Annotated in this window: 19 protein-coding genes; 12 read left to right on the top strand and 7 right to left on the bottom strand. The window is 48.8% G+C overall.

Annotation, left to right across the window (positions count from 1 at the left end; translation table 11 throughout):
* Positions 1 to 83 precede the first annotated feature (83 nt).
* Together ACJJIY_RS17745 and asnB are read left to right on the top strand one after the other, a co-directional pair.
* Positions 84 to 1,124 (top strand): aspartate/ornithine carbamoyltransferase family protein, encoded by a 1,041-nt coding sequence (locus ACJJIY_RS17745; RefSeq protein WP_444897000.1) that lies wholly within the window; start codon positions 84 to 86, stop codon positions 1,122 to 1,124.
* A 41-nt stretch (positions 1,125 to 1,165) separates the two neighbouring features.
* Positions 1,166 to 3,205, top strand: coding sequence for an asparagine synthase (glutamine-hydrolyzing) (gene asnB / locus ACJJIY_RS17740; protein ID WP_445358518.1), 2,040 nt, complete (start codon positions 1,166 to 1,168; stop codon positions 3,203 to 3,205).
* A gap of 252 nt (positions 3,206 to 3,457) precedes the next feature.
* Here asnB and ACJJIY_RS17735 read toward each other — a convergent pair whose 3' ends face one another.
* Positions 3,458 to 4,519, bottom strand: coding sequence for an alpha-hydroxy acid oxidase (locus ACJJIY_RS17735; protein ID WP_445359679.1), 1,062 nt, complete (start codon positions 4,517 to 4,519; stop codon positions 3,458 to 3,460).
* Between the two features lie 386 nt (positions 4,520 to 4,905).
* Between ACJJIY_RS17735 and ACJJIY_RS17730 the strand changes: the two genes are divergently transcribed.
* The gene (locus ACJJIY_RS17730; RefSeq protein ID WP_444897003.1) at positions 4,906 to 5,232 is read left to right on the top strand and encodes a hypothetical protein; all 327 of its coding nucleotides are present in this window, start codon (positions 4,906 to 4,908) and stop codon (positions 5,230 to 5,232) included.
* Positions 5,233 to 5,327: 95 nt separating this feature from the next.
* Entirely contained in the window at positions 5,328 to 5,831 is a 504-nt protein-coding gene (locus tag ACJJIY_RS17725; protein ID WP_444897004.1) for a GNAT family N-acetyltransferase, read from the top strand.
* A gap of 82 nt (positions 5,832 to 5,913) precedes the next feature.
* Here the strand turns inward: ACJJIY_RS17725 and ACJJIY_RS17720 are convergent, their stop codons facing one another.
* Positions 5,914 to 6,342 carry an Rrf2 family transcriptional regulator gene (locus tag ACJJIY_RS17720; RefSeq protein WP_445358517.1) on the bottom strand — a complete coding sequence of 143 codons (429 nt, stop codon included), beginning with the start codon at positions 6,340 to 6,342 and terminating at the stop codon, positions 5,914 to 5,916.
* 116 nt (positions 6,343 to 6,458) lie between these two features.
* On the opposite strand from ACJJIY_RS17720, the gene ACJJIY_RS17715 reads away from it, so the two are divergent.
* Positions 6,459 to 7,358, top strand: coding sequence for an NAD(P)/FAD-dependent oxidoreductase (locus ACJJIY_RS17715; protein ID WP_444897006.1), 900 nt, complete (start codon positions 6,459 to 6,461; stop codon positions 7,356 to 7,358).
* A 374-nt stretch (positions 7,359 to 7,732) separates the two neighbouring features.
* On the opposite strand, the gene ACJJIY_RS17710 is transcribed toward ACJJIY_RS17715, so the two are convergent.
* The 4 genes from ACJJIY_RS17710 to ACJJIY_RS17695 all read right to left on the bottom strand — a co-directional run bounded on the left by ACJJIY_RS17710 (position 7,733) and on the right by ACJJIY_RS17695 (position 14,046).
* On the bottom strand, positions 7,733 to 9,118 hold the full coding sequence (locus ACJJIY_RS17710; protein ID WP_445358516.1) for an L-serine ammonia-lyase: 1,386 nt from the start codon (positions 9,116 to 9,118) through the stop codon (positions 7,733 to 7,735).
* 188 nt (positions 9,119 to 9,306) lie between these two features.
* Positions 9,307 to 10,284: a tRNA 5-methoxyuridine(34)/uridine 5-oxyacetic acid(34) synthase CmoB gene (gene cmoB, locus ACJJIY_RS17705; protein WP_445358515.1), complete on the bottom strand. Its 978-nt coding sequence runs from the start codon at positions 10,282 to 10,284 to the stop codon at positions 9,307 to 9,309.
* A gap of 7 nt (positions 10,285 to 10,291) precedes the next feature.
* On the bottom strand, positions 10,292 to 11,035 hold the full coding sequence (gene cmoA / locus ACJJIY_RS17700) for a carboxy-S-adenosyl-L-methionine synthase CmoA (protein WP_108733518.1): 744 nt from the start codon (positions 11,033 to 11,035) through the stop codon (positions 10,292 to 10,294).
* Between the two features lie 101 nt (positions 11,036 to 11,136).
* Positions 11,137 to 14,046 carry an insulinase family protein gene (locus ACJJIY_RS17695; protein WP_445358514.1) on the bottom strand — a complete coding sequence of 970 codons (2,910 nt, stop codon included), beginning with the start codon at positions 14,044 to 14,046 and terminating at the stop codon, positions 11,137 to 11,139.
* Positions 14,047 to 14,223: 177 nt separating this feature from the next.
* Between ACJJIY_RS17695 and ACJJIY_RS17690 the strand changes: the two genes are divergently transcribed.
* From ACJJIY_RS17690 to ACJJIY_RS17680, 3 genes are read left to right on the top strand one after another with little or no spacing between them, the layout of a single operon-like run.
* Positions 14,224 to 14,949, top strand: coding sequence for a DUF599 domain-containing protein (locus ACJJIY_RS17690; RefSeq protein WP_445358513.1), 726 nt, complete (start codon positions 14,224 to 14,226; stop codon positions 14,947 to 14,949).
* Complete coding sequence (locus ACJJIY_RS17685; protein ID WP_445358512.1) at positions 14,942 to 15,277, top strand: nucleotide pyrophosphohydrolase; 336 nt, start codon at positions 14,942 to 14,944, stop codon at positions 15,275 to 15,277. The genes ACJJIY_RS17690 and ACJJIY_RS17685 overlap by 8 nt, the downstream gene beginning before the upstream one ends.
* Complete coding sequence (locus tag ACJJIY_RS17680; protein WP_445358511.1) at positions 15,270 to 16,061, top strand: methyltransferase; 792 nt, start codon at positions 15,270 to 15,272, stop codon at positions 16,059 to 16,061. Before ACJJIY_RS17685 ends, ACJJIY_RS17680 begins: the two co-directional genes overlap by 8 nt.
* On the opposite strand, the gene ACJJIY_RS17675 is transcribed toward ACJJIY_RS17680, so the two are convergent.
* Entirely contained in the window at positions 16,058 to 16,567 is a 510-nt protein-coding gene (locus ACJJIY_RS17675; protein WP_445358510.1) for a DnaJ domain-containing protein, read from the bottom strand. The genes ACJJIY_RS17680 and ACJJIY_RS17675 overlap by 4 nt on opposite strands.
* 157 nt (positions 16,568 to 16,724) lie before the next feature.
* Here ACJJIY_RS17675 and msrA point away from each other — a divergent pair, with 157 nt between their 5' ends.
* From msrA to ACJJIY_RS17655, 4 genes are all read left to right on the top strand, one after another.
* The gene (gene msrA / locus ACJJIY_RS17670; RefSeq protein ID WP_282932528.1) at positions 16,725 to 17,348 is read left to right on the top strand and encodes a peptide-methionine (S)-S-oxide reductase MsrA; all 624 of its coding nucleotides are present in this window, start codon (positions 16,725 to 16,727) and stop codon (positions 17,346 to 17,348) included.
* Positions 17,349 to 17,971: 623 nt separating this feature from the next.
* Positions 17,972 to 18,451 carry a YopT-type cysteine protease domain-containing protein gene (locus tag ACJJIY_RS17665; RefSeq protein WP_444897013.1) on the top strand — a complete coding sequence of 160 codons (480 nt, stop codon included), beginning with the start codon at positions 17,972 to 17,974 and terminating at the stop codon, positions 18,449 to 18,451.
* A 1,719-nt stretch (positions 18,452 to 20,170) separates the two neighbouring features.
* Positions 20,171 to 20,740, top strand: coding sequence for a hypothetical protein (locus ACJJIY_RS17660; protein ID WP_445358509.1), 570 nt, complete (start codon positions 20,171 to 20,173; stop codon positions 20,738 to 20,740).
* An 871-nt stretch (positions 20,741 to 21,611) separates the two neighbouring features.
* Complete coding sequence (locus tag ACJJIY_RS17655) at positions 21,612 to 23,387, top strand: FG-GAP repeat protein (protein ID WP_444897015.1); 1,776 nt, start codon at positions 21,612 to 21,614, stop codon at positions 23,385 to 23,387.
* Positions 23,388 to 24,171: the final 784 nt, after the last annotated feature.

The raw sequence follows: 24,171 nt of genomic DNA, 5'->3' as shown, positions 1-24,171 counted from the left end.
AGTAACCGTATTGTAAGTGCTTTATCTGCACGCAGATTATTCAAGCGATAATTGTCCCGTCAAATTCTATTTAGGTTTTGGTTATGATGACTAGCGCTCCGTTCGACAAAGATACAAATTTGATGGCAAAAGCTCTGGTAGAGGCTATCCCGGAGCAGGGTAGATACTTAGAGTCCCTAACTGGTAAAAGTCTTATATCGAGCAGTCAGCTTAATAGAGGTAGAATATTGCAGTTACTCAGACTTGCTGCTCGCTGTGAGCTGGATAACAGAAAATTCTCATGTCATTTAAACAATAAAATCTTAATCAGCGCATTCTTTGAGTCGAGCACCAGGACGAGGCTATCTTTTGAAAGCGCCTGGCTGCGACTTGGAGGGAGTACTGTTTCAATTACAGATAAAGGGACAACACGTATTGGTGTCGGAGAGAGCTTAAGAGATGTTGCAGAGATGGTAAGTAATTATGGTGATTGTGTAGTTTTGAGGGATTCTTCTGAAGATTCAGTGAAAATTATGTCTAATAATTTAAGTATACCAATCATCAATGCTGGTAACGGGATAGATGAGCACCCCACGCAATCCCTTATCGATCTATATGTACTTCTTAAGTGGAACCCTTCCATTCTGTCAGGAAAAAGTCGAAAACTCTCCATTGGCTTAATTGGAGCGCCAGCTCGAATGCGAGCGGCGAGAAGCCTCTTGATACTCATGAGCTGTTTTCCTGAGTTTTTCTCAGAGGTTTTTGTGCTTTGTGATGAGGAGGAACAAGAGCCGTTTCGGCAAGCGCAATTATCAATGCTTCAGGAAAAAGGTTTAAAAATAAGTTTAACGGATAAGATTGGAGATATTCTTCCCCGACTCGATGTGGTCTATATGAATGCTATATCCCTAAAAACAGCGGGGCATAGAGATTTTGGGTCTGGATATTTTATAGATAATAATTCTCCTTTGAAAAAACAAGCTATTGTGCTGCATCCTTTACCCCGAATGGGGGAGCTTGATAGTAACCTGGATGATACGCCCCATAATTGGTATTTTATACAGGCAAAAGGTGGTGTGTACGTCAGAATGGCCTTGGCAGTGGCTATTTGTGGCCGCCCTAGTGAGATCGTAGATATTGCCTAGCCTCTCCAGTTTCGAAATGACCCCAATAAAAGGTATCGTCTATGTGCGGAATAGCTGGGATTCTTCATAGTGCGCGTACAATGCCTGTCGATGGTCAACTCCTTCTAAATATGGCTGCTATTCAGTTCCACCGTGGCCCGGATGGTGTAGGTTTTACAAACCCTCCAAGTCTAGGATTTGGGATGAGTCATGTGCGCTTATCGATCAATGACCTGAGTGATGCGCGCGCTTCTCAGCCTTATGTATCAGAAGATGGTCGTTACTATTTGGTTCATAATGGTGAAATCTATGATTATCAGCGAATAAGAGCCAGACTGAGGGCCTCTGGAGTTTATTTTTTAAGTAAAAGTGATTCCGAAATTATCTTGCATCTTATTGCGGAGTTAGGTCTTGTTCGGGCTATTAAACATCTTCGAGGAGAATTTGCATTTGCCGTTTACGATCAAATGGAGGACTGCCTCTATTTGGTTAGAGATCGGTTTGGAGTGAAGCCACTTTATTGGGCAAGAATCAAAAAAGGTTTAGTATTTGGTTCTGAAATTAAAAGTTTGTTTGCCCACCCTGATGTCCAAAGAAGACTAACAGCGCATGGAGTGTATCACCAGCTTATTCAGGTATCGATTCCTGGAACAACCGCTTTTGAAGGGGTTTTCCAGGTTGAACCTGGGTGCATTACAAAAGTTAAGCGAGACAACACTGAACTGGCTGTTACTCAACATAAATATTGGGACATCGATTTTTTGATTTCAGATGAGTATGCTCGTGACAAGTCTGATGAGTATTATATTGAGGGTTTGCGGGAACAAATTATAGACTCCGTGTCTTTGAGGCTTCAAGCTGATGTCCCAGTAACCTATTATCTTTCAGGTGGTGTTGATTCGGGTAGCTTGCTTGGAGTAGGGCAGTCGCTTTCGCAGCAGGATCTCACCGCCTTTACGATAGCGTTTGAAAATCCGGATTACGATGAGTCTCATATCGCAAAGGAAGCCGCGAGTGAGATTGGTGTCAGCCAATTCATAGTAAAAGTAACTGATGAAGAAATATATGAAAATTATTCAGAAACCATCTGGCATACCGAAAGGACATTTTACAATACATTATCAGTAGCTAAATTTTTGCTCAGTAAAGCTGTTAAGTCTAATGGCTACAAGGTTGCAATTACTGGGGAGGGGGCAGATGAGCTATTTTCTGGGTATCCTGCATTTAAAAAAGATTTTTACTTGTATGGCACATCTGAAGCTGAGTTGAATAAACGAAGAACCTGGCAGCAACATCTAGAAAGGAGCAATAGCTTATTTAAGGGAGCTATGCTGCCAATTGATAGTTATCGATCAGAGGGGATGGAACGGACTTTAGGATTCACCCCTACATGCTTGCAATCTTGGTTAAGCTGTCATCATCAAACAGAAAAATTGCTTAACAAAGAGTGGCGTAAAGAAATATCTGGTTATGATGCCGGGAAGGCAATTGTTGATACGCTAGATTTATCACAACTCGAAGATAGACATCCGCTGGATGTTGCTCAGTATGTTTGGATTAAAACTATGTTTGAGACCCAGATATTGGGCTGGGTAAGTGATCGAGTAGATATGGCGCACTCCATTGAAACCCGTCCGGCCTTTCTCGATCATCACCTGGCAGCGTTTGCTATACAAATCCCACCATCGGTCAGGATTAGAGGAACTACAGAAAAGTATGTTCTTCGCGAAGCGATGAAGGGAGTTCTTCCGGATGTTCTATATAAAAAGCAAAAATTTGCATTCATGGCTCCTCCGGTAGAGACCGTTACCGGAGCTTGGGATTGGGTGCAACGAGTTATTGATAAATTTCTCAGCCCAAAGGAGGTTAATTTAGCTGGATTGCTGCGATACTCAGAAATAGATACTTTAATTGAAGAGTATAAGTTACCGACTCTGCATCGATCAAAAAAGGTTCAATTGGATGCGATGCTCAATCATATCCTGGGAGTGCAAATATTATATAAGCGTTTTATTGAGGCTGATCTGCCATTGTTGGCGAAAGAAAAATCTTCTCTTCTTGGTTGGAGTTTGGATCGTATGGTTAAGTATCGTAAAAATTAGAAAGTAATAGAGGGCGAGATGTTTTTTGAAGATCTTGTACTGTTTAATTGCCTTTTTACGTAAGAAGTAGATAAGTAATCTTATGGCTATTCAGGTTGGTTTACGGTCAGCCTACTTAATATGAAAAGTTACTAGAAATTCTGTTTCGGCTCGCTGTAACTTTTATTATTCTGCATACAGGTGAACTTGCGATAGCTCAACTCTAATTTGTTAGCCTGAAATTAGCGTTAGGATAAATAGTGTTATGCACCATCATATAGGTCTTGGAGTTATGGAGAGTTCTACCTTTCCACAAAGATCTTTAAGCGTATTAGCCCCAACTTGTTGCATCACCTGCATCATTTGAGCTTTAAGTAGGTAAATTGCATGATTAGCTCCTTCATTGCCAAGGGCACAGACGCTATACATAAAAAATCTTCCCAGAAAGCAAAAGTTTGCCCCTAGGCCACAAGCACTTGCGATATCCACACCGGATCTGATTCCACTATCGATAGCCAAGGAAATCCTATCCTGATAGCTGGAAAACCGTCTCAGTAAGGGGAGAGTCGCTTCGCCTAAATCAAGTTGCCGTGCACCGTGATTGGATAAAATGACTCCATCTGCCCCGAGTTTAATCGCTTGTTGAAGATCGGGTTCACTCATTATCCCTTTAATAATAAGTTTATGGGGCCATAGATCTCTTATACGTTTTATACTGCCAAAATCCAGTGGGCCCATAGTTGTGGTGTTCATAAACTCGGTTAGTTCAAGTTTTTTGTTATCGGTATCAATGTAAGGCTCTAGATTTTTAAATTTAGGGAGACCGTATCGCAATGTGGATAGGCTCCAATTTGGCCTAAGTATCGCTTGCCAGATATTTTTTACATTCAATTTCGGTGGCATTGCCAATCCGTTGTGGAAGTCTCTGGGGCGTAAGCCAAAGGTAGGAACATCAATGGTAATGACTAAATGTTGGTATTGGGCAGAGGTTAGTCGGGATAGTAGGTCAGAAAGAATAGCTGGGTCTGTTGGGTTGTAGAGTTGGTACCAGGCTGTTCCCTGTGAGACTTCAGAAATTCGCTCCAGTGATTCAGAAGATACAGTGCTGAGGATGAATGGGATCTTGTGCTCATATGAGGCTTTGGCAAGTATTACAGGCGCATTTGGCCACATAAGCCCCTGTAGTCCAATGGGCGCTATGCCAAATGGAGCACTGTATAGTTTCCCAAAAAGTTCACACTTTAAGCTCGGTGTGGAGTTTGGTCGGATATATTGAGGGGTGAACTTTATAGAATCGAATGCCTGGCGATTTCGGCATAAACCAATATCATCCATACAGCCTTCTATTAAGTATTCATAGGAAAATTTTGGGACTCTCTGCTTTGCTCGATTTTTAAGCCGCTCTGAACTTGCGAAGTGACGGTTAAATAGGCTGTTGTAATTGGTCATACACCCCCCTTTCTGAGTACCTTAGAGATTAGACTAGTCTAGTTATATAGAAGGTGCCGCCTGGAGCAGAAGTGACAAAACACATGGGTTGTCGTGGTTCTTTTAAATATTGAATTCATTACTACGTACTAATTGGTTGTGGGGTGAGTGTTTCCTTTAGTTGTATTCCAGTTTAAAGAGTTGCCTCTGTATTGCGTGCCTGTTATCTGGGATTTTGCAGGGAAACGGTAGGGTGTTATTCTCGAAATATTAAAGGGGGAAGAGGGTTGATAGTGCGTAATACCTTTTGGGTTTTTATTTTTTTGATGTTGGCCGGTTGTGCAAAACCACTTCCTGAAGACAAGTTAGATTACGCTGGCACTTGGATTGATAGTCAAATAAGTTTGATCATAACAACTGATGGCCGGGTCTTGTATGAACGGGTTGAAGGGAGCGTTACAACTTCTATAGAGGGGCCGATAAAAGAGTTCAACGGAGATGATTTCAGTGTTGGATTTTTATTTTTGACTGCAAATTTTCATGTTTCCAATCCCCCTTATGAAGAGGATGGGATTTGGCAGATGACAGTGGATGATGCTCGGCTAACTCGGGTTGATTGATCAGTTCGCGTTATAAATTAGTATCTGGTGTATATGGAGTAAAGAGAAGAATAGAAATACTTTCTATTGTTTTCGATATCCCTTAAGGAGTTCCGTTGAATATAAAAATCAGACACCTAGAAGAATCCGATAATAAGGATTTGTTCGAGATTCATAGTTTTGCCTCAGTAAATGAAAATACCTCTCAACTACTTTTCCTAAGCTCTGATAAAGTCGCTAATCTTTTTTCTGATCCGAATAATTATACTTTGGTCGCTGAGTTGGATACGAAGGTCGTTGGGTATGTCACTCTGTTCTTAATCAATAAAATCCGGGATAGACATAGTGCTGTGCTGGCAATTGCGGTACATCCTGAATTTCACGGTCGGGGAGTTGGCCGGATGTTAATGGAAGAGGCGCTTAATCAGGCGGATAATTGGCTCAATCTAATACGATTGGAGCTGGAAGTTCATGTTGATAATGGTACTGCAATAGCACTTTATGAGGGCTCGGGTTTTCAGGTGGAGGGAACCAAGCGGCTTGGCAGGTTTAAGGCGGGTCGTTATATAGACGTTTTGTTGATGGCGAGAATACACCCTGAGTACCAAGCTAAAGCATAGGGTGCACCTTGCAATCGCAAAATGGACCTGGATATTAGGGAGGCTCAGAATTGAAATTTGGAGTTCCCTAGGACGAGGCGAATTATTCCGAAGTCTCTATGTGTGTAAATTCTCCACCGAGCTGATCCAGAGTGATCTCTCCAAATCGCGCGAGTAAAATACTCTCCGCCTCATCCATTGCATCCTTTAGGGCGGCATTTACTGCGTGCTCAATGATACAGTTAGTGTGTTCGTCTGTGAGACCAATGGTAAAAACTGAGCTGTCTCCCAGCGCTTTATGGATATCCAGAAGTGTAATTTCATCCAAGGGCTTCGCGAGTGACCAGCCCCCATTGTGCCCTTTACTGGAGCGCACGTACCCCTGATCCCGCAATAGCGCCATAGTTCTGCGAGCCACCACAGGATTGGTGAGGAGCATAGCCGCCATCTTGTCTGAGGTAACCGGCTTGTCGGTCATGTTCAAATGGATAAGGACATGAAGTGCCCGGGATAATCGGCTGTCTTTGCGCATAATTCACCTAAGTTTCCGACCCTGCAGTTTATCACGAAACTTTTGCTGTTACGTGTGTTGTGCAGCTTTGAATTTTTGTGTAACAATAAAAGTTACATGATATCGGAGGGGTGGCTATGGACACGGATGTATTGATTATCGGTGGAAGTTTTGCAGGTCTGTCTGCGGCGATGCAGCTCGTTCGCGGCAGGCGCAAGGTCGTTGTACTGGATGCTAAAAGACCTAGAAACCGCTTTGCAAAAGCGTCCCATGGAGTATTTTGCCTGGATGGTAAGACGCCCGAGGAAATTCGTAGCATGGCGCTTTCCCAGCTACAGGCTTACTCGAGTTTTCAGGTGGTTGAAGACACTGCGGATACTGTGGATGTTCATGAAGAGGGGTTTGCTGTTGCTGCACAGGGAGGTACCACCTTTAAAGCGAAGAGGCTAATTCTGGCAACCGGCATTACGGACCAGCTACCGGATATCCCTGGTGTGAAAGAGCGCTGGGGTAGGAGCGTGATTCACTGTCCCTATTGCCACGGTTATGAGCTGAGTGATCGCCCTTTAGGTGTGCTGGCTACCAGCGAGCTGTCTTTCCACCAGGCGGCGATGATTCCAGATTGGGGCGCTACCACTTTGTTTACCCAGGGGCGGTTTAATCCTGAGGGTGAGGTACTAGATCACTTGTTGGCTCGAGGAGTGATGCTGGAAGAAGCCCCAATTACGCAGTTGGAGGGAGAGGGGGATAGTTTAAGTGAAGTTGTTTTGGCGGATGGCCGCAAGTTGCCACTGGAGGGGCTCTACGTGAGCCCCAAAGCGGAGTTGACCTCTCCGTTTATCGATAAATTGGGGTTGGAGCTGGAGGAGTCTTTTACCGGGCGGATTGTGAAGGTGGATGGCTTTAAAGAGACTTCTGTAAAGGGAGTCTTTGCTGCTGGGGATTTATCCAACCCGATGCAAAGCGGAACCTTTGCGATTGCATCCGGAACCATGGCGGGTGTTGGGGCTCATCGCTCGTTGATATTTAACCAGTGATTTTTAAAGACCGGTGGGGGTTCGTTGGAGATATGCCACAAAAAGAATTTGGTATCTTTAGGGCTAAGGAGCCTCTGAATAACTCCATGATACCTCTGGCGTGCAGAGCGGTTCACAATCAAGGCGCGGCTTCGCAGGAATGTCTAGACCTTTCAAGAAGTCGCAACGCGGAGTGTGAATCGCTCTGCAAGCCCCGAAGGGCGGGCCTTGAAGGCCACAGCTGCTGCGTTGCAGCTCTTGCCAAGGGCTACGGCCATTCGCGGCGAGCTGCGCCTAACATCTGCAGCCTTCAAGACCCGCAGAGGCATTATGGAGTTATTCAGAGGCTCCCTAAGTAAGCGGCAGGAGCGGATTTGTGCTCCTGCCAAAAAATATCAGCAGTTCACAGCGTTTACTGCGAGCCCGCCGAGAGAGGTCTCTTTGTATTTGCTCTGCATATCGATACCGGTTTGACGCATCGTCTCGATAACGCTGTCCAGCGGTACGATATGAGCGCCATCACCGCGCAGGGCCAGGCGTGCGCCGTTAATGGCTTTTACTGCACCCATGGTGTTGCGCTCGATACAGGGGACCTGCACCAACCCGCCGATTGGATCGCAGGTAAGGCCGAGGTTGTGTTCCATACCAATTTCAGCAGCGTTTTCAATCTGCTGGTTGGTGCCGCCCTCTACGGCGGCCAAGCCGGCGGAAGCCATGGAGCAGGCTACGCCGATTTCTCCCTGGCAGCCCACCTCAGCGGCAGAAATAGAGGCATTCTTTTTAAACAGCATACCGATAGCGCCGGCGGTGAGCAGGAATTTCACTACCTGGTCTTTCAATTCACCGTGAATTTTACTGTCGTGTACAAATTCCACGTAGTAGGCGATAACGGCGGGAATTACACCGGCGGCACCGTTGGTGGGCGCGGTGACGATGCGCCCGCGCGCGGCATTTTCCTCATTGACGGCGAGAGCAAAAAGACTAACCCAGTCGAGGATGGCGAGGCCGTGGTTGCGCTCTTCCGGGCTCTGTTTACTCAACTCCCGGTAGAGTTCGGCAGCGCGGCGGCGAACATTGAGGCCGCCGGGCAAGATGCCATTCTGGTGGCAGCCTCGCTCAATAGAGGCATCCATTACCTTCCAGATATTCCACAAACGGTCTTTGACTTCCTGCTCGCTGCGGAAGGCTTTTTCGTTTTCCATGGCCAGCTCGGCAATAGTCCAACCGTGATGATCACAGATCTTCATCAGCTGTTCTGCATTGCTGAAGTCATAGGGCAGAAGGGTGGCGATTTCCTCTTTGTGAGCGAAATCTTCTTCGGAGAGCACAAAGCCGCCGCCGATGGAGAAATAGCTGCGCTCGAACAGTAGCTCTTCGCCAGCGTAAGCCTGGCAGGTCATTCCGTTGGAGTGCTGGGGAAGAAATTCCTCCATATGGAAAACCAGGTCGCGCTCGCGAATAAACTCGATATCCTGGTCACCGTTTAATGACAGGTGGCGCTCGCTCTGGATTTGCGCCATTTTCTCATCGATTGAATCGACATCAATGGTGTCTGGAGATTGACCCAGAAGCCCCATCAGTACCGCCATATCGGTACCGTGACCAACCCCGGTCAGGGCCAGCGAGCCGTATAAATGGACTTGTACGCGGTCTGTGCGGGGCAGCTGGTCACGATCTTGCAAATCCTGCACGAATTGGCGGGCAGCGACCATGGGGCCCACCGTGTGGGAGCTGGAAGGGCCAACCCCAATTTTGAAAAGCTCAAAAACGCTAATACTCATAAATATTCTCTGCGCCGGGCTGCATCCTGCGGCAGCCCTCCCTAAAGGATATAGTTGCACTATTTAGGGGCGCACTTTGCCTTATGAGTCGCAACAATCAAGATGGTGCTCCCCATTCCGTACAAAATTCTATTAGCAGCAAATTTTGCGGAATTTATGAGTTCCCAGACCTTAAGCGTATAGACAAGCTACGGCGCTTCCGCGACCAAAACCGCTCTCTTGGGCGCGGGGTGACCTTCCACGGTTTTGTCTGGCGATTCCGGGTCGAGAAAATCTGCCAGGGATTCGAAGTGCATCCAGTCGGTGCGCCGCTGTTCCTCCAGGCTGGTGGTGTTCAGGTCTACCGTCCTGGGGTTGCGGAAACCGCACTTGCGCAGCCAGCTCTCCAGGGTGGCGCAGCTGGGGAAAAACCACACATTGCGCATCTTTGCATAGCGGTCTTCGGGTACCAGGCAATCGCCGAGTCCGCCGTCGATAACCAATGTCTCTAATACAAGCTGGCCGCCGGGGCGGAGGGTCTCGCGCAATTCGCGCAGGTGATCCATGGGTGAACGGCGGTGATAGAGTACCCCCATGGAAAAAGTGGTATCGAAAGCGCGCAAGTTTGCCGGGAGAGCTTCAATACCCAGGGGTAACAAATCCACCGGTGCTTCCTGGCCCAGGTATTTTTTCAGCGCGTAAAACTGCGCGACAAATTTGGCGGAAGGATCAATACCGATTACGCGGCGCGCGCCGGCGCCGTAGGATCGCCAGCAGTGGTACCCATTGCCACAGCCCACATCGAGCACCAGTCGATTTTTCAGTGGTGCCAAGTGCGGAAGTACCCGATCCCATTTCCAATCGGAGCGCCACTCAGTATCAATATTTAGTCCAAATAACTCCCAGGGGCCTTTGCGCCAGGGGTGTAATTTGCGCAGTTCCCGCTCCAGGGCTTCGAGTTGTTCCGGGCTGGCATCGGCGGCAGTGCCTGCGCTGACCTTGCGGTTGAGTTCGACAGCGGAGGGCGTGATTTCCGGTAGGGCTTCCACCGCTGCGCGCCAATCGGGCAGATCGCCCCAGCGATGAGGACTCAGGTTTTCAGCCACCTGTGTTGGCAGCTGGGCCAGCCAGGTGCGCAGGGCGGGAACGTGTTGCAGGCCTTGATAGAGTTGGGTGTAGTCGATCACGGGGTACTTACTTTTCCGGCGCGCCTTTGATGGCGATTAAAGAGGCAAAATTAAAACACTGGAACCAGACATCGACACTGGTAAAGCCGACATTTTTCAGTCGTGTGCGGTGGGTATCCAGGGTTTCCGGAATTAATACATTCTCCAGGGCAGAGCGCTTCTGTGCGATTTCCAGCGCGCTGTAACCGTTAGCGGCTTTAAAGGAGTGATGCAGTTCGATCATTAACTCGTTGTGGGCTTTATCGGCGAAGTCCACTTTCTCGGAAATAATCAGAATGCCGCCGGGGCGCAAACCGTCGTGGATTTTCTGCAGGATTTCTTCGCGCTCTTCCACCGGAATAAATTGCAGGGTGAAGTTGAGCACTACCACCGAGGCATTTTCGATAGCTACGTTTTGCAGGTTGTCGCAGATAAGTTGAACGGGAACCTCGCCGCTATCGGCTTCGAGTACTGTGCGCGCCTGATCAACCATGGCTTGCGAATTGTCCACGGCGACGATCTCACAGTCGGCAGCCGGAATGCGATGGCGCATGGCCAGGGTTGCCGCGCACAGGGAACTGCCCAGGTCATAGCAGCGGCTTCCGGCTTGGGCGTAGCGCTCTGCCAGGGTGCCGATCATGGCTACGATCGTGGTGTAGCCGGGCACGGAGCGCTTGATCATATCGGGAAAAACTTGCACCACCTGGCGATCGAACTCGAAGCCGGCTACCTGGCCCAGTGGGTTTGCATAAATATTGTCGTGTTTACTCATTGGAACTTCGCTAGAGGATAACGGCGATAGATCGGCGCCGGTTTTTGGCCGGCGCCGCAGAGCTTCCCCGGACAAATTGCCGGGGAATCGTCGAGCTCCAGTTAGAGCTTCTCTTCCTTCAGGTTGAGTTTGGCTGCCGCTTCGCTACCTTGGGGACCGGTAACAATGGCGGTACTGGCCTTGCTCGGGTCCAGATAGGTGGCACCGACGCGTTGCAGGTCTTCCAGGGTAACTTCCGTAACCTGCTTGCGGAATTGTTGGCGCGTCTCGTGGGTGCGACCGTAAAGGCCCGAGTGGAAGTTCTTCTTGGCTTCACCAGCGGGGGAGCCGGGTTTATCCAGACCGCCGACGACGCCGAGGATCGCTTCCTCAACCTGTTCTTCCTTGTGCTTCTCTTCGGCCAACCACTTAAGGGATGCGTCGAAGTCCTCCAGGGTTTCACCCATACGCGGATCGCGGTAGGAGTAGAAGCGGAATACGCCAATATTGCTGTCGTGGCCGGCTCCGCCGCCGTAGGCGCCGCCCTGTTCGCGGATGGTGCGATGCAGGAAGCCGTTGCGCAGGAAGCCGCTCAAAACCGACAGCGGTGCCGCATCCGGGTGGGACATAGGCACAGTGGCGTAGGCCTTGGCACAGAAGTTCACCTGGCTGTTGGCAACCCAGAGTTCCTCGATTTGTTTGCGTTCGAAAGGTGCAGCGGGGTTGGCTGCGGCGATGCTGGAAGTAGAAGTCAGTGGCATCAGTGTCTGGCTGAAATCGCCAATTTTCTCTTCTTCACCCACCAGCAGGAACTGGCGCGGTGCTGCGAGGATTTTCTGGTGGATAGCCTGGAATTGGGTGGAAAGGTCTTGCAGGCCTTCCTCTTTTTCCAGTCCGACAACCAGGGCTCGCAGGTTGCGCAATCCCAGCAGACCACCGCAGGCATGGCTCTCCCAGGCGGCGCGGTTGTAGCCGGCACTGGCGGCAGCCATGGCGAGGGCGTGGCCGTTGCCGACAACACCCTGTTCGCGGCGGGCGAGGGTTTGCAGTAGCAATTCCTTGATGCGGGCGTGCTCGTCAAAACGCACCTGCTCCATGGTGGCTTGCATCAGCTCGGTCAGGCCGCCCTGATTGCGAGCCAGCGCTTTACCGGACAGGATAAAGTGGCCCGACAAGTGATCCAGGTTGTCGATGGCAGTACGGCTGCTGGTGAAACCGTGCAGGGCGCCCACCACGCTGGTCTGCCACTGCTGGACTTCCAGGTAGTCTTTTTCACCCAGACCGACTTCGCTCAGTACTTGGCAGTAGTAGGGCAGCAGCTGTTTTTCGGTTTCGGTGAATTCCGGCAGCGCGCAGACCATTTGCTGGTAAACCAGACCGTTGGTGCCCGCGCTGTAGCGGGTCAACTTCTGTGGGCCCAAGTCTATTGCTTCGCCTTCGACATCCGGAAGCTCTGCGGGAATATCTTCTACGCCGACCTTGGGCAGGATAGAAGCGTCGTCCTCGCGGTTTTGTCGATCGGCCAGGGCTTTGGCGGTTTCGACAATCTGTGCTTTTTCTTTTTCGCTGAGAGCGGCTTTGATTTCCGCCAGCTGGTCTTTCTCCGCCTGCTCGCGGCGCGCAGCCAGCTGCTCATCGGGACTCAGTACCATACGTACGCGGTGCTGGTTCTCCAGCAGAAGTTCACGGGCTTTATTGGCGATAAACTTCGGATCTTTGATCTGCTCGCGCAGTCGCTCCAGGGTGGCATCGATATTCAGCAGGCCAATGGCATCGCCACGGTGAGTGGCGCCGGTCAATGCGGTGAGAATCAATTGCAAGCCGAAGGGGTAGCCGTCGCCACCAATCTCCCGCTGTTGCAATTCCAGCTGGTGCAAGCTGGCTTCTACCTGTTCGTAGGGGATGCCGTTTTCCGCCACGTCCCTCAGCACGTCGAGAACTTGTTGCTCAAGCTCGTCGGCACTTTCGCGTTCGCTGCCTTCAATACCGCAGACAAACACTAGTTCGCGTTGGGAATCGTCCAGGCCAACCAGCGGCGAAGGGGAAGTGCCCAGGTCGGTGGTTTCCAGCAGCTTCATTAGCGGTGAAGCGCTGTTATCCAGCAGTACGCCGGCGAGCAGGTGTGCGGTCAGGGCCTCTTCAAGATCGGTGACATCACCCAGTAGCCAGCTCAATACGATATGGGTCTTGGCCTTCAGAGGCTCGCCATTTAACGGGTAGTGCTCTTCGACTTTCAGCGGCGCCTGGTAGCGGTCTTCGCGCCCAACCGAGATGGTCTTGTCGAGCTTCTCGAATTTGTGCAGCGCTTTTTCTTCAAACGCGGCCTGGTGTTCCGCTGCGGGAATATCACCGAAAGTCATAAAGGTGGCGTTGCTGGGGTGGTAGTGGCTGCGGTAGAAGGCAACCAGCTGCTCGTAACTCAGCTTTGGAATATCAGTAGGTTCGCCACCGGAGTTGTAGTGATAGGTGGTGGTGGGGAACAGATATTTGCTCAGGGTGTGCCACAGCTGCGAGGTGACGGAGCTCATGGCACCTTTCATCTCATTGAACACGACACCTTTGTAGACGAGCTCGCTGCTCGCATTATCCGCTTCGGCAAATTCCAGGCGATGGCCTTCCTGGGCAAAGTCCAGCGGGTCCAGGCGCGCAAAAAATACCGCATCCAGGTAGACGTCGAGAAGGTTGTCAAAATCCTTTCGGTTCTGGCTGGCAAACGGGTAGGCGGTCCAATCTGAACTGGTGAAGGCGTTCATAAAGGTATTGAGTGAGCGCCGGATCATCATAAAGAAGGGATCGCGCACCGGGTACTTGTCACTGCCGCACAGGGCGGTGTGTTCAAGAATATGGGCGACACCGGTGGAGTCTTCGGGCACGGTGCGCAGGGCGACAAGGAAAACATTTTCCGAGTTGTCTGCGGCGATGTGCAGGTGCTGGGCACCGGTCGTAATGTGTCGGTATTCCTCGACGCGCACGCCGAGAGAATCAATTTCTGCGCTGGTAACCAGTTCAAATGCAGGATGTGAGTTGCTCAAAAGACAGCTCCCTGGAGTTATATGAATTTTCTGGCCGGCCACTGCTGCCGGCGAAAGGGCGCTATTCTACCGCTTGCACACATCGGAAAGACAGTGTTGACAAGGATGCCAGTAGGGCGAAGACTTCGCTTGCCGAAGCTACGGCATAAATGTAGACGAACACGGAGATATTAGAGGTTGTCCTGGTTGGATATTGCCAGTGTCATTGGCTTTTTTATCACATGGGTGGGTTACACCGTTTTTGCGCGAAAAAAAGCCAAAGAAACCTGGTGCCTTACTTCATCGCTTCAGTGGTACCGCGTTGAATGGATGATGCGTATGCTCGATAGGGATATGCGCATGGCGGATACCGCTATTCTCAGTAACCTGGAGCGGGTCATTGGTTTTTTTGCCTCCACCAGTATTCTTATCCTGGCGGGTTTAGTGACGGCTTTGACGGCGAACAAGGCCGCCATCGAAGTGCTTACCAGTTTGCCTTTTGCGGAGCCCACTACCGTTGAGCAGTTTGAGCTTAAGGTGATGTTGTTGATCCTGATTTTTATCTTCGCCTTTTTCAATTTTACCTGGTCACTGCGCCAGTACTCCTTCGCCAATGTACTCATTGGTGCAGCACCGCCGCCGGAAGCCGGTGATCTATCTGAGGAAGAGCGACGCCGATTTGCCATCAGTACTGCCAAGGTGATCGACCATGCGGGCCACAGTTACAACTACGGTCTGCGCTCTTATTATTTCTCAATGTCAGTGCTGGGCTGGTTTATCCATCCGGTCCTGTTTGTTGCCGGCTATCTGTTTGTTGTCTGTGTTTTATACCGGCGGGAGTTTTTGTCCCGAGCACTGAATTCAATTTTGGCTGCCCGGGAGGGCGGGCTGGAGCGCCAGCAGAGGAAAAAATCCGATGGATAAGCATAAAATCCTGGCGGCTTTTGATGAAGTCGCTAAAGCTCGCGGCTGGCAGGCACTGCACACACCCAAAAATCTGACCATGGCGCTATCTGTGGAAGTTGCAGAGTTAGGGCGGCACTTTCAATGGTGCAGTGATAAAGATATCCAGGGTCTAATGGCAGGCGACAAGGCCGAGCAAGTTGCCGCTGAACTGGCGGATATTCAGATGTACTTGAGCAAACTGGCCGCTGTACTGGGGGTTGATATGGAAGAGGCGCTACAGCGCAAATTCGCCGAGAACCGCCGCCGTTGCAATGAGGCTTTGCAAGGTGAGGGCTCCGATGGGTGATAGCCTGCGTAAAGATCGAAACTTTGACGATCTCGCTCACCGTTTTCGCAACCGAATCTACGGTGGCCTCAAAGGGGATGTCCGCCTGGCAGTGCTCAACCGGGATCTGGCGCCGCTGTTGGGGAGCGAGCAGCGCACTCTAAAAATCGTTGACGCTGGGGGTGGCCAGGGCCATTTTGCGATGGATCTGGCTGAAGCGGGGCACGAGGTTTTCCTAGCCGATATCTCCGCGCAGATGCTTGAACTCGCGGATGCGGAAATTCGCCAGCGCCATCTGCAAAAGCAAATGACCTTGCTGCATAAACCCCTGCAAGAATTGCCGCAGGTAGAAGCTCTAAAGGACGCCGACCTGGTAATTTGCCACGCTGTGCTGGAATGGTTGGAACAGCCGCAACAGGCGTTGCAGCAGCTGCGCAGCTTGTTAAAGCCTGGCGGGCATCTTTCGCTCACTTTCTACAATCGGCGTGCCCTTGAGTTCCGTCTATTACAGCGGGGCAGCTTTCGCCAGCTGGACCGCAATATTGAAGGGGATAACTGGGGTGGCCACCCTGGCAGCCTCACACCACAGAATCCCCTTCTGCCGGAATGGGTGGAAGACTGGTTGACCGAAGCGGGCTTTTCCGTGGTTTGTCACAGCGGCATCCGCTGCTTCCACGACTTTATGACACCATCAATCCGGGAAAAGTTGCCCGCGTCGGCCATTGTGGAAAAGGAGCTTGAATACTCCCAGGTGGACCCCTATCGGCAATTGGCCAGGTATATCCACCTGCTTTGTAAGGTTTAACCAAGAATGCTCAGTAGTAACTCCTTAGCGGCGTTGATACGCGATGCCAGGTAATCGTTGCCGCCGCGATCTGGGTGGAGTTTTTGGATCAATTTGCGGTGTGCACTAATGATTTCATCTCTGCCAGCATCGGCGTCAACGCCAAGGATTCGGCGCGCTTCGTGTTCCGAGAGTGGCGGGCCCTCGGCGTTGTGTGGCGGCGGATGTTGAGTGGCCCCTGGATTTGGGCGCCTGCTTGAATACTTTTCAAACAGTGGCATCAACCAGGGTAAATAACGGGAGAGCTGACTGAGTAAACGGCCCAACACAGGAAGAATGAGCACCAGCGCTGCTCCTACCCAATGCAGGCGCCCGGTGATAGCCAGCACAACCACTATTGCGGCGACGCCGGCGATACAGGCCATAAAAATCTGCTTGCGCCGCTCCTGCGGTGAGCTAGATTTGATTTTTTGCCAGAGATACCAGGCACCGATGGCGATTAAAATCAGTAAGATTAAGCGCGCCAATGACGACTCCTTATAGTGTTGATCTGCCAATGTTTGTTCTGCGTATCATAGAGTCCTCTTAACTACTTGATTCGCGGATTAATATTACTTGATCTGGGAGGATAAGCGCCTTAGAGCTATCCTGACAAAAGAAAATACCTGCACTTGAGAAAACAGTATGCAATACGACAAATTTCAGATACCCGATGCGGACCAGGTGCTGCCCGGCCGGCCCCAGCCGATGGAGATCAGTGGCACCCACTTTGTAAATGGCAACACCATTAAAGAGCCATTCCCCGAGCACCTGGAAGTCGCCATTTTTGGTATGGGATGCTTCTGGGGCGCAGAGCATGTGTTCTGGGATACGGATGGTGTGTTTGCCACTGCCGTTGGCTATACCGATGGCGCCACTGAAAACCCGAACTACGATGAAGTCTGCACCGGCCGTACCGGGCACGCAGAGGTGGTGAAAGTGATCTTTGACCCCAAAAAGGTGAGCTATGCAGAACTCCTGCGGATCTTTTGGGATCACCATGACCCAACCCAGGGTATGCGCCAGGGTAACGATATCGGTTCCCAGTACCGTTCCTGTGTTTTCTGCCTGAACGAAGGTCAGAAACAGGAGGCGGAAGCGAGCAGGGCGGCTGTGCAGGAAGCGCTGGATGCCAAAGATCGTGGATCAATCACTACCGAAATTAGCATGGCTCAACCGTTCTACTACGCCGAGGAGTACCACCAGCAATATATGGCTAAGAATGAAGACGCGGTTTGCCCAATTCTTCGCAACCCAATGCATGACTAAGAATTGATAGATTGCAGAAGCAGGCGGCGCGGTGACTGCTGCCTGTTTTTGTGATGCTTGGCACAGTTACTTTCCCGTCACTTTCTTTTTCCCACCTACCTTCACCAAGTTAGTTTTCCTGCATTTGGATGTAGACAAGTTTTGGCCAAAGTCTAAAAAATTAAGCCTGCAATCTAAAGTTATCTGCGCTCTCGGCGCGTAAAGTCTTATCTCTAGGTTAGCGTAGAGAGTGCCTTGGAACGCTTCATTACTTGATGTAGCGGTGGCTTAAATATAGGAACAGGTTACAAGTTTCGCTTTAGCCGCGTACTTAGGCACAGAGACATAGTAATGAAATACGATAGCAGGTTTAAGGAGAGATAATGTGGGTAAATAGAATTGCGAGAGCACATAGAGGGGTTAAAACCTGGGGATTTTCGCAAAGTTCACCTCGGAGCTGGGTGCACTATGCCAAGTATGGTCCGCGTGGAATATGTGCCGCGCTCAGTGCGCACTGGATCAAGACTCATGCGGTAGATGATAAAAGCCTACCAGACAAGCTTGGATTAACTCCATGCTCTATAACTCTAGGTCCAATAAGATATCCCACTTATAGATCGCTTAATACAGGTGAATTAGTCAAGGTGGCAAAGGATTTTCATTTTTGGACTAAGGGGGGAGGTAGGCAGAGGGATAATATCGATAATTGGTTAATTCACAATGGTCTTACTAAGGCGAATGAGTATTGCACTAGTTGGGCAGATTTAGCCCTACAAAACCTTGCACCAATAGTACCGGGCAATCCGCAGCCACCTGCGAACCCCATTCCACCGGTTAATAGATGTCTTGTAAATGCATTTGGACGCTTTCAAGAAACCTATGGATATGTTTCTATTAGTTCACGGCGTGCTGGACATGCAATAGCTGTTTGGATCGCGGATGAGCGTATTCCCACTGAGGTTGGTGCTCTGTTCTTTGACCCAAACTATGGTGAATACCGCTTCCCATCAAAAAATGATTTTCTTAATTTTTTTGATGCTTTTTATCGCCATGCTTATTTGTCACGTTGGCAAGCTTACTCGGGTCAATGGAATGTTAATGCTTACAAGATAAGCGCTTGGTAATAATTTTTAGTTTTGAGTAAGTAGTGTTGAGTTTCAGGTAATGAAATGGCAAGAATAAATCTGATTTAATCGCGACTTGTTGAGGGTGAGTTCACTGGTGTGCACAATAGTCGATCCAGCTGTCGGGATAGGAGGCCGGCAACTTGCCCGCCGTTACCGATAGAAATTAATTTAGGTGTAATGGGTCGCCACTGCTGTAAGTCCGCTAAATGTAATCACAATCCGTAGAGATATTGTGAGATTATTTAAAGGTTCCCTCGGTTATCAGGGGCTCTTGGAGGCCGGTCCCCTTAACTTACCTTTAATTACCCTATGTCGAAAAGCGCCTAAAACCTAAAAATATTTATCCAGTACCCAATGAGGCCGACTTTGTAAATGGCAATACCATCAAAGAGCCATTATATGGCTAAGAGTGAAGATGCGGTTTGCCCTATTCTTCGCAACCCAATGTACGACTAAAAATTGTTAGATTGCAGAAGCCGGCGGCGCGTTGAATGCTGCCTGTTTTGTGCTGAGCAGAGCTCCCCCCCATCGATTTTCTTTTTTTCTGCATTCTCTAAGTTTATTTCCCGTTATTGGGCTGTCTTCAACTTATGTCCAAGATTTAGAAACTAGCGCTCATATCATTGAGTCGATTATGGGGGCTAGGGCATAACAGTGCACCTGGTTGTGGCTGCTTGACCTGGGGAGCTTCAAATTTCGATTAGCTTGAGGCAAAGGTGGTAAAGGAGAGGCTCATCTTACCTTAATTGCAAATCCAGGCTTTAGCGCGAAAGCAGCATGACGAAGCTTGTGATGACATCGGTACCCAGCACCCAGGCTATCTAGGCCCATAGGATACTTCATTATGCCGGATTGCTAAGGAAACCTAATTAATAGTTATGCGCAGTTGCCTCATGATCGGATGTATTCAATCAAAATACCACATTACTGTGGAGGAACTTCTGAAGGACCCTGTATTACTATTGCATCCAATAACTAATATTCTATTGATGCACATCCTAACTGTCTAGGAAGCGAGGTATCGAAGTAAATTAGGGGGATATGAATATGAGCAATATTGAACATGAATGAGATGGGGGGCACTTAAAAGCGGACATCTGAAACAAAATAATAACTATATGCGTTATGGTATAACTAGTTTATAGGAATTCTGCCTGTTTTCATTATTTGGTGATTATCTATGGATTTGTTGGGGGTCTTCAGATGTATCTGGACGAATGCCCCGTATTTTACAATAACGATCATGCTTATTGGGGGGTAAGGATATGGTGGATTATTATCTGAAACCAAGGAGTTAAAAACTAAAGCCCATAAAATAAAGCATTTAGAGGTTCCTCAAGATAAAATATAGAAATTATTAGCATCATAAGAAGAAGTGAAAACAATGGGTGTAAATTCAGTCGGTAGCACAAGAGCAACAAGTGGAGCGCCTCAGCATAAAAATAACACACAAGGCAAGCGATCCGCTGAGCGTAATACATGTCGAAAAAGATTAATCGAAGTGCGCAGGAACGATCTCTGTGACCGAATTTTTACTAGATTCTGTGGCAGAAAACAAACTGATCACGCCCCAAAGCCGTCCGTCCGAATCAAATAAAGACTAAGTCACTAAGCCTAGGGGGCATAAAACCTACGGTTATGTCCACATTAATTTACAAAAGTCCTCACCGTGCAGCCTTATTACTTACACATGTGAGTTCCGATCAACAGAATGGCATGATTGAACAGCTAGATCCAGGCCAGCAAATGAAGTTACTTGGAGGCTGTCGGGACCCAGGAATGGATAAGCTCGCGGACAAGCTTTGTCAAAATTTGAACAACAGTCAAATTTTTGATGGATATCTAAACGCAACCGATGGAAAGTACCTGAGACGGAACTATACATGCTTTATTCATAGGATTAAATCCGATAACAATCTATTCTTTGGGCTCGTATCATATCTTTTTGATGGCTCAGTAGCACTGATGTCTGTGATGATCCATAAGCAAAACCTTGCGCTCGCTGCAATTTTATCTACCCAGCTGAAACCTGAACAGCAACATAATATTTTCAAACAATTATTTACTGATCGGCAGTTGAAGCTGTTGGTAAACCTTCGAAGTAATAACTTGGGTGCATTGGCAGATAAGTTGTGCGGAGAAATGAGCTATAAAGAAAAGGAATCTCTGATACACTTCAATGCAGTTTTACTGGACAAAGGGAAGCTTGGTGAAAACTGCGCACATGAGGTGAAAGATTTCTATAGTAGGCTCGGTGGTGAAGCACAAGAAAAAAATATTGGATGATATTAGGGTGCTGCATACAGGAAAGGGTGCGAACGAAGATCATTATCGGACAAGAGGGGATATGCTGCTAAATTTTTTAGGTGCATAAATTTAGAAGGTAATAGCTGATACCTAAGCTTTGAAATTTTCATTTTAGCTAATATTGACTCTAATAATTAAGGGGGTAGGCATCTGTAGATGAAATATCGCAGATGCTCCTTTCCCCTAGAAACTGTTTCATAACTTCTTTAGCGTAATTAACATGCAGGCAATATGGAAAAAACTCTGTAAGAAGATAACTATCGATCCCACTGACGACTAAACTGTAGTAGTTCAGATTTGGTCTGAACTAATCCAACTGATGCTTACTACCATATTTCCAACAGTCAGTCAGCCGTTTGACAAAATGCCGCATCAGCAGCACTGTCTGTTTACTGTGATTATGCTGATTCAGCGGTGTGCTGTCTTGTGGCCCAGGTGGGATCTGACGAACAATAAACCCGTTGGTCCCGCATCTTTGTGATTGCGACAGTCATTTTTTATGCGCTAATTTTATATCGCCGTCGCAGCGTTGAAGAAAAACACTTTCTACCCGGTGGGGCAGAATCAGCCTGGGTTCACTACTCCACTCTCATTGCCACAATTGCTGCCCTGTACCTGTTCTGCTGGTTTTCCGTAAGCAATACCCGGACTGGGAATTGCGCCTGTGTGCACCCAACTCCTCGGATCATCATCTTGACAGGTACATTGAACCTAAGACCCCACTGCTCAGTGCCGTCTTATTAGTTTTGTGACTCTGTGACCTATAAAAAATGCCCAAATCCTAAAGAAACAGCACGGGCGATATGAATAATTGAGCTGTTGTATTAAAAAGCGTAGAGATCCTATCACCATGCCCCCGCAGTCCATTAAAGCCATCTTTATAATAACTATCCTCTCCCTCCTTACTGCTTGCAGCAGTGGAGGGTCCGGTAGCAACGAGAGTAACAACGAAGAGACACCTGCCGTAGAAGAGACACCTGCCGTAGAAGAGACACCCGATATTCCTAATCCACCACAGGATTTCACCCTAAGCTTTGAGCCCGTTAAGTTGTTCCGCTTTAGTTGGACCGATACCGGCAACGCCAGTCATTACCATTTACTGGAAAACTCAGATGGGCTATCTGGGTTTACTCCTGTCGCAGAGCATATTCCCCAGGGGAGTGAAACCATAACGCTAGAAGTGCCGCTCTACGCGCGGGCAAATGCTCAGTACCTACTACAAGCTTGTAACGGGGAGGGTGAATTGGAGCAGTGCAGTGACTCAGACCTTATCTCAGTGAGCGACGCATTGGTCGCTGCCATTGGCTACCTCAAGATCGATGATACCGAAGAGCTCTTCTCTGTCAGCCTCAGTGGTGATGGCCACACCCTGGCCGTAGCTAATCACAGTGAAAATGCAGTCTTCCTGTTTATCAGAGAGGGGGGAGTGTGGGTGCAGGATGCCAATCTCAAAGGCAATAATACTGAAGAGGGTGACGAATTCGGGAGCTCTATCAGTCTCAGTGCCGATGGTCAAACTCTGGCTGTTGGTGCTCATTTTGAGGGTAGCAGCGCCCAAGGTATCAATGGCGATCAACACAACAATGATGCCCCAATTGCTGGGGCGGCTTACGTGTTTGTACGAGAAGCCAATACCTGGCAACAGCAAGCCTATCTCAAGGGTAGTAATACTGAAGAGGGGGACGCTTTCGGGAGCTCTATCAGTCTCAGTGCCGATGGCCAAACTCTGGCTGTTGGTGCTGTTTCTGAGAGCAGCAGCGCCCAAGGTATCAATGGCGATCAACATAACAATGATGCCCCAATTGCTGGGGCAGCTTACGTATTTGTACGAGAGGCCAATATCTGGCAGCAGCAAGCCTATCTTAAGGGCAGCAATACTGAAGAGCGTGATGAATTCGGGAGCTCTATCAGCCTCAGTGCCGATGGCCAAACCCTGGCTGTTGGTGCTGTTTCTGAGAACAGCAGCGCCCAGGGTATCAATGGCGATCAACACAACAATGATGCCCCATTTGCTGGGGCAGCTTACGTATTTGTACGAGAGGCCAATATCTGGCAGCAGCAAGCCTATATCAAGGGCAGCAATACTGAACAGGATGACTTTTTCGGAATGGCTATCAGCCTCAGTGCCGATGGCCAAACTCTGGCTGTCGGTGCTGATCTTGAGGACAGCAGCGCCCAAGGTATCAATGGTAATCAACACAGCAATGATGCTATAAGCTCTGGCGCAGCTTACGTGTTTGTTCGAGAGGCCAATATCTGGCAGCAGCAAGCCTATCTCAAGGGCAGCAATACTGAACAGGGTGATCATTTCGGGTTCCCTATCAGTCTCAGTGCCGATGGCCAAACTCTGGCTGTTGGCGCTATTTTTGAGGGCAGCAGTGCCCAAGGTATCAATGGTGATCAACACAATAATGGTGCTATAAGCTCTGGTGCAGCTTACATGTTTGCACGGCAGGCCAATACCTGGCAGCAGCAGGCTTATCTCAAGAGTAGCAATACTGAGCAGGGTGACTCTTTCGGAACGACTATCAGCCTCAGTGGCGATGGGCAAACGCTGGCTGTTAGCGCATATGAATACCCAGTAGACCCGGATGGATCCTCAGCGATAGAGATCTATACTTACTAATTATTTTTGCTCGCGACTCTAATACCCCCTCACATTAAAGCGGGGGGGGATTAGCATGCGACAGACAGTTGTATGATTATTAACAGGTTACTGGTATTCTTAATACTTACAGTTTTCAGAAAGGTATAGGAGCAATCCCATATGCACATCCCCTCCGCCGTGCTGTTTATACTCGAGGGTACCTCTAAAAAATCACATCCTCATTTTTTCGCTCAACAGCCGCGTCGCTGAAGTGGTGGACTGGCCTTGAGTCTGCCTTCGCTAGCTCCCCTTTAATATTTCTATAAAGAGTTCTCGCCAGGCGTTCACCCGATACGCTGAAATGCCAACCAAAATCCGGGCCTATCGCATTTGGACTCTACAACCTATGAAAATGCCCGAAAGCATAAAGTCATTATGGTATCCGGGGTTAGTGGGTCACTTCATAAGCTACATTTAAAAGCCAAGAGACTCCAGCACTATACCCCCGCAATCCATTCTGGTGTTGACTCTAGTAATCACAAAGAGGAACCTGCCGTATCAAGCATACCCAGTACGCCACAGGATCCCGCCCTAAGTTTTGAAACCATTAAACTGTTTTGCTTTAATTAAATTGATACCTGCAATGACACAAATTGTTGGTTTCGGATAATAAGAGTAATTGGTAAGAGTGGGCTCAGTTGGTAGAGCCGGAATCTCTCTCAATCAAGTGAAAGAAAATGATGAGCTGCTACCAACGGAGCGAGATCGAACGATGCCAGATTTACAGTTTTAGAACATCCATGCATTCTTAGAAAACAATAGC

It is taken from the genome of Microbulbifer maximicatervae (SeqCode) (assembly GCF_052468155.1).
Note: the sequence above shows the minus strand (reverse complement) of the source record. Positions and strands in the feature narration are given on the sequence as shown.

Excerpts from the sequence above, each read along its gene's own strand:
- ACJJIY_RS17735 (WP_445359679.1), bottom strand. The coding sequence starts at position 4,519 with ATGGATGATATTGGTTTATGCCGAAATCGCCAGGCATTCGATTCTATA.
- ACJJIY_RS17680 (WP_445358511.1), top strand. The coding sequence starts at position 15,270 with ATGGGTGATAGCCTGCGTAAAGATCGAAACTTTGACGATCTCGCTCAC.
- ACJJIY_RS17710 (WP_445358516.1), bottom strand. The coding sequence starts at position 9,118 with ATGAGTATTAGCGTTTTTGAGCTTTTCAAAATTGGGGTTGGCCCTTCC.
- ACJJIY_RS17720 (WP_445358517.1), bottom strand. The coding sequence starts at position 6,342 with ATGCGCAAAGACAGCCGATTATCCCGGGCACTTCATGTCCTTATCCAT.
- ACJJIY_RS17660 (WP_445358509.1), top strand. The coding sequence starts at position 20,171 with ATGATTGAACAGCTAGATCCAGGCCAGCAAATGAAGTTACTTGGAGGC.
- ACJJIY_RS17745 (WP_444897000.1), top strand. The coding sequence starts at position 84 with ATGATGACTAGCGCTCCGTTCGACAAAGATACAAATTTGATGGCAAAA.
- msrA (WP_282932528.1), top strand. The coding sequence starts at position 16,725 with ATGCAATACGACAAATTTCAGATACCCGATGCGGACCAGGTGCTGCCC.
- ACJJIY_RS17685 (WP_445358512.1), top strand. The coding sequence starts at position 14,942 with ATGGATAAGCATAAAATCCTGGCGGCTTTTGATGAAGTCGCTAAAGCT.
- asnB (WP_445358518.1), top strand. The coding sequence starts at position 1,166 with ATGTGCGGAATAGCTGGGATTCTTCATAGTGCGCGTACAATGCCTGTC.
- cmoA (WP_108733518.1), bottom strand. The coding sequence starts at position 11,035 with ATGAGTAAACACGACAATATTTATGCAAACCCACTGGGCCAGGTAGCC.
- ACJJIY_RS17715 (WP_444897006.1), top strand. The coding sequence starts at position 6,459 with ATGGACACGGATGTATTGATTATCGGTGGAAGTTTTGCAGGTCTGTCT.
- ACJJIY_RS17655 (WP_444897015.1), top strand. The coding sequence starts at position 21,612 with ATGCCCCCGCAGTCCATTAAAGCCATCTTTATAATAACTATCCTCTCC.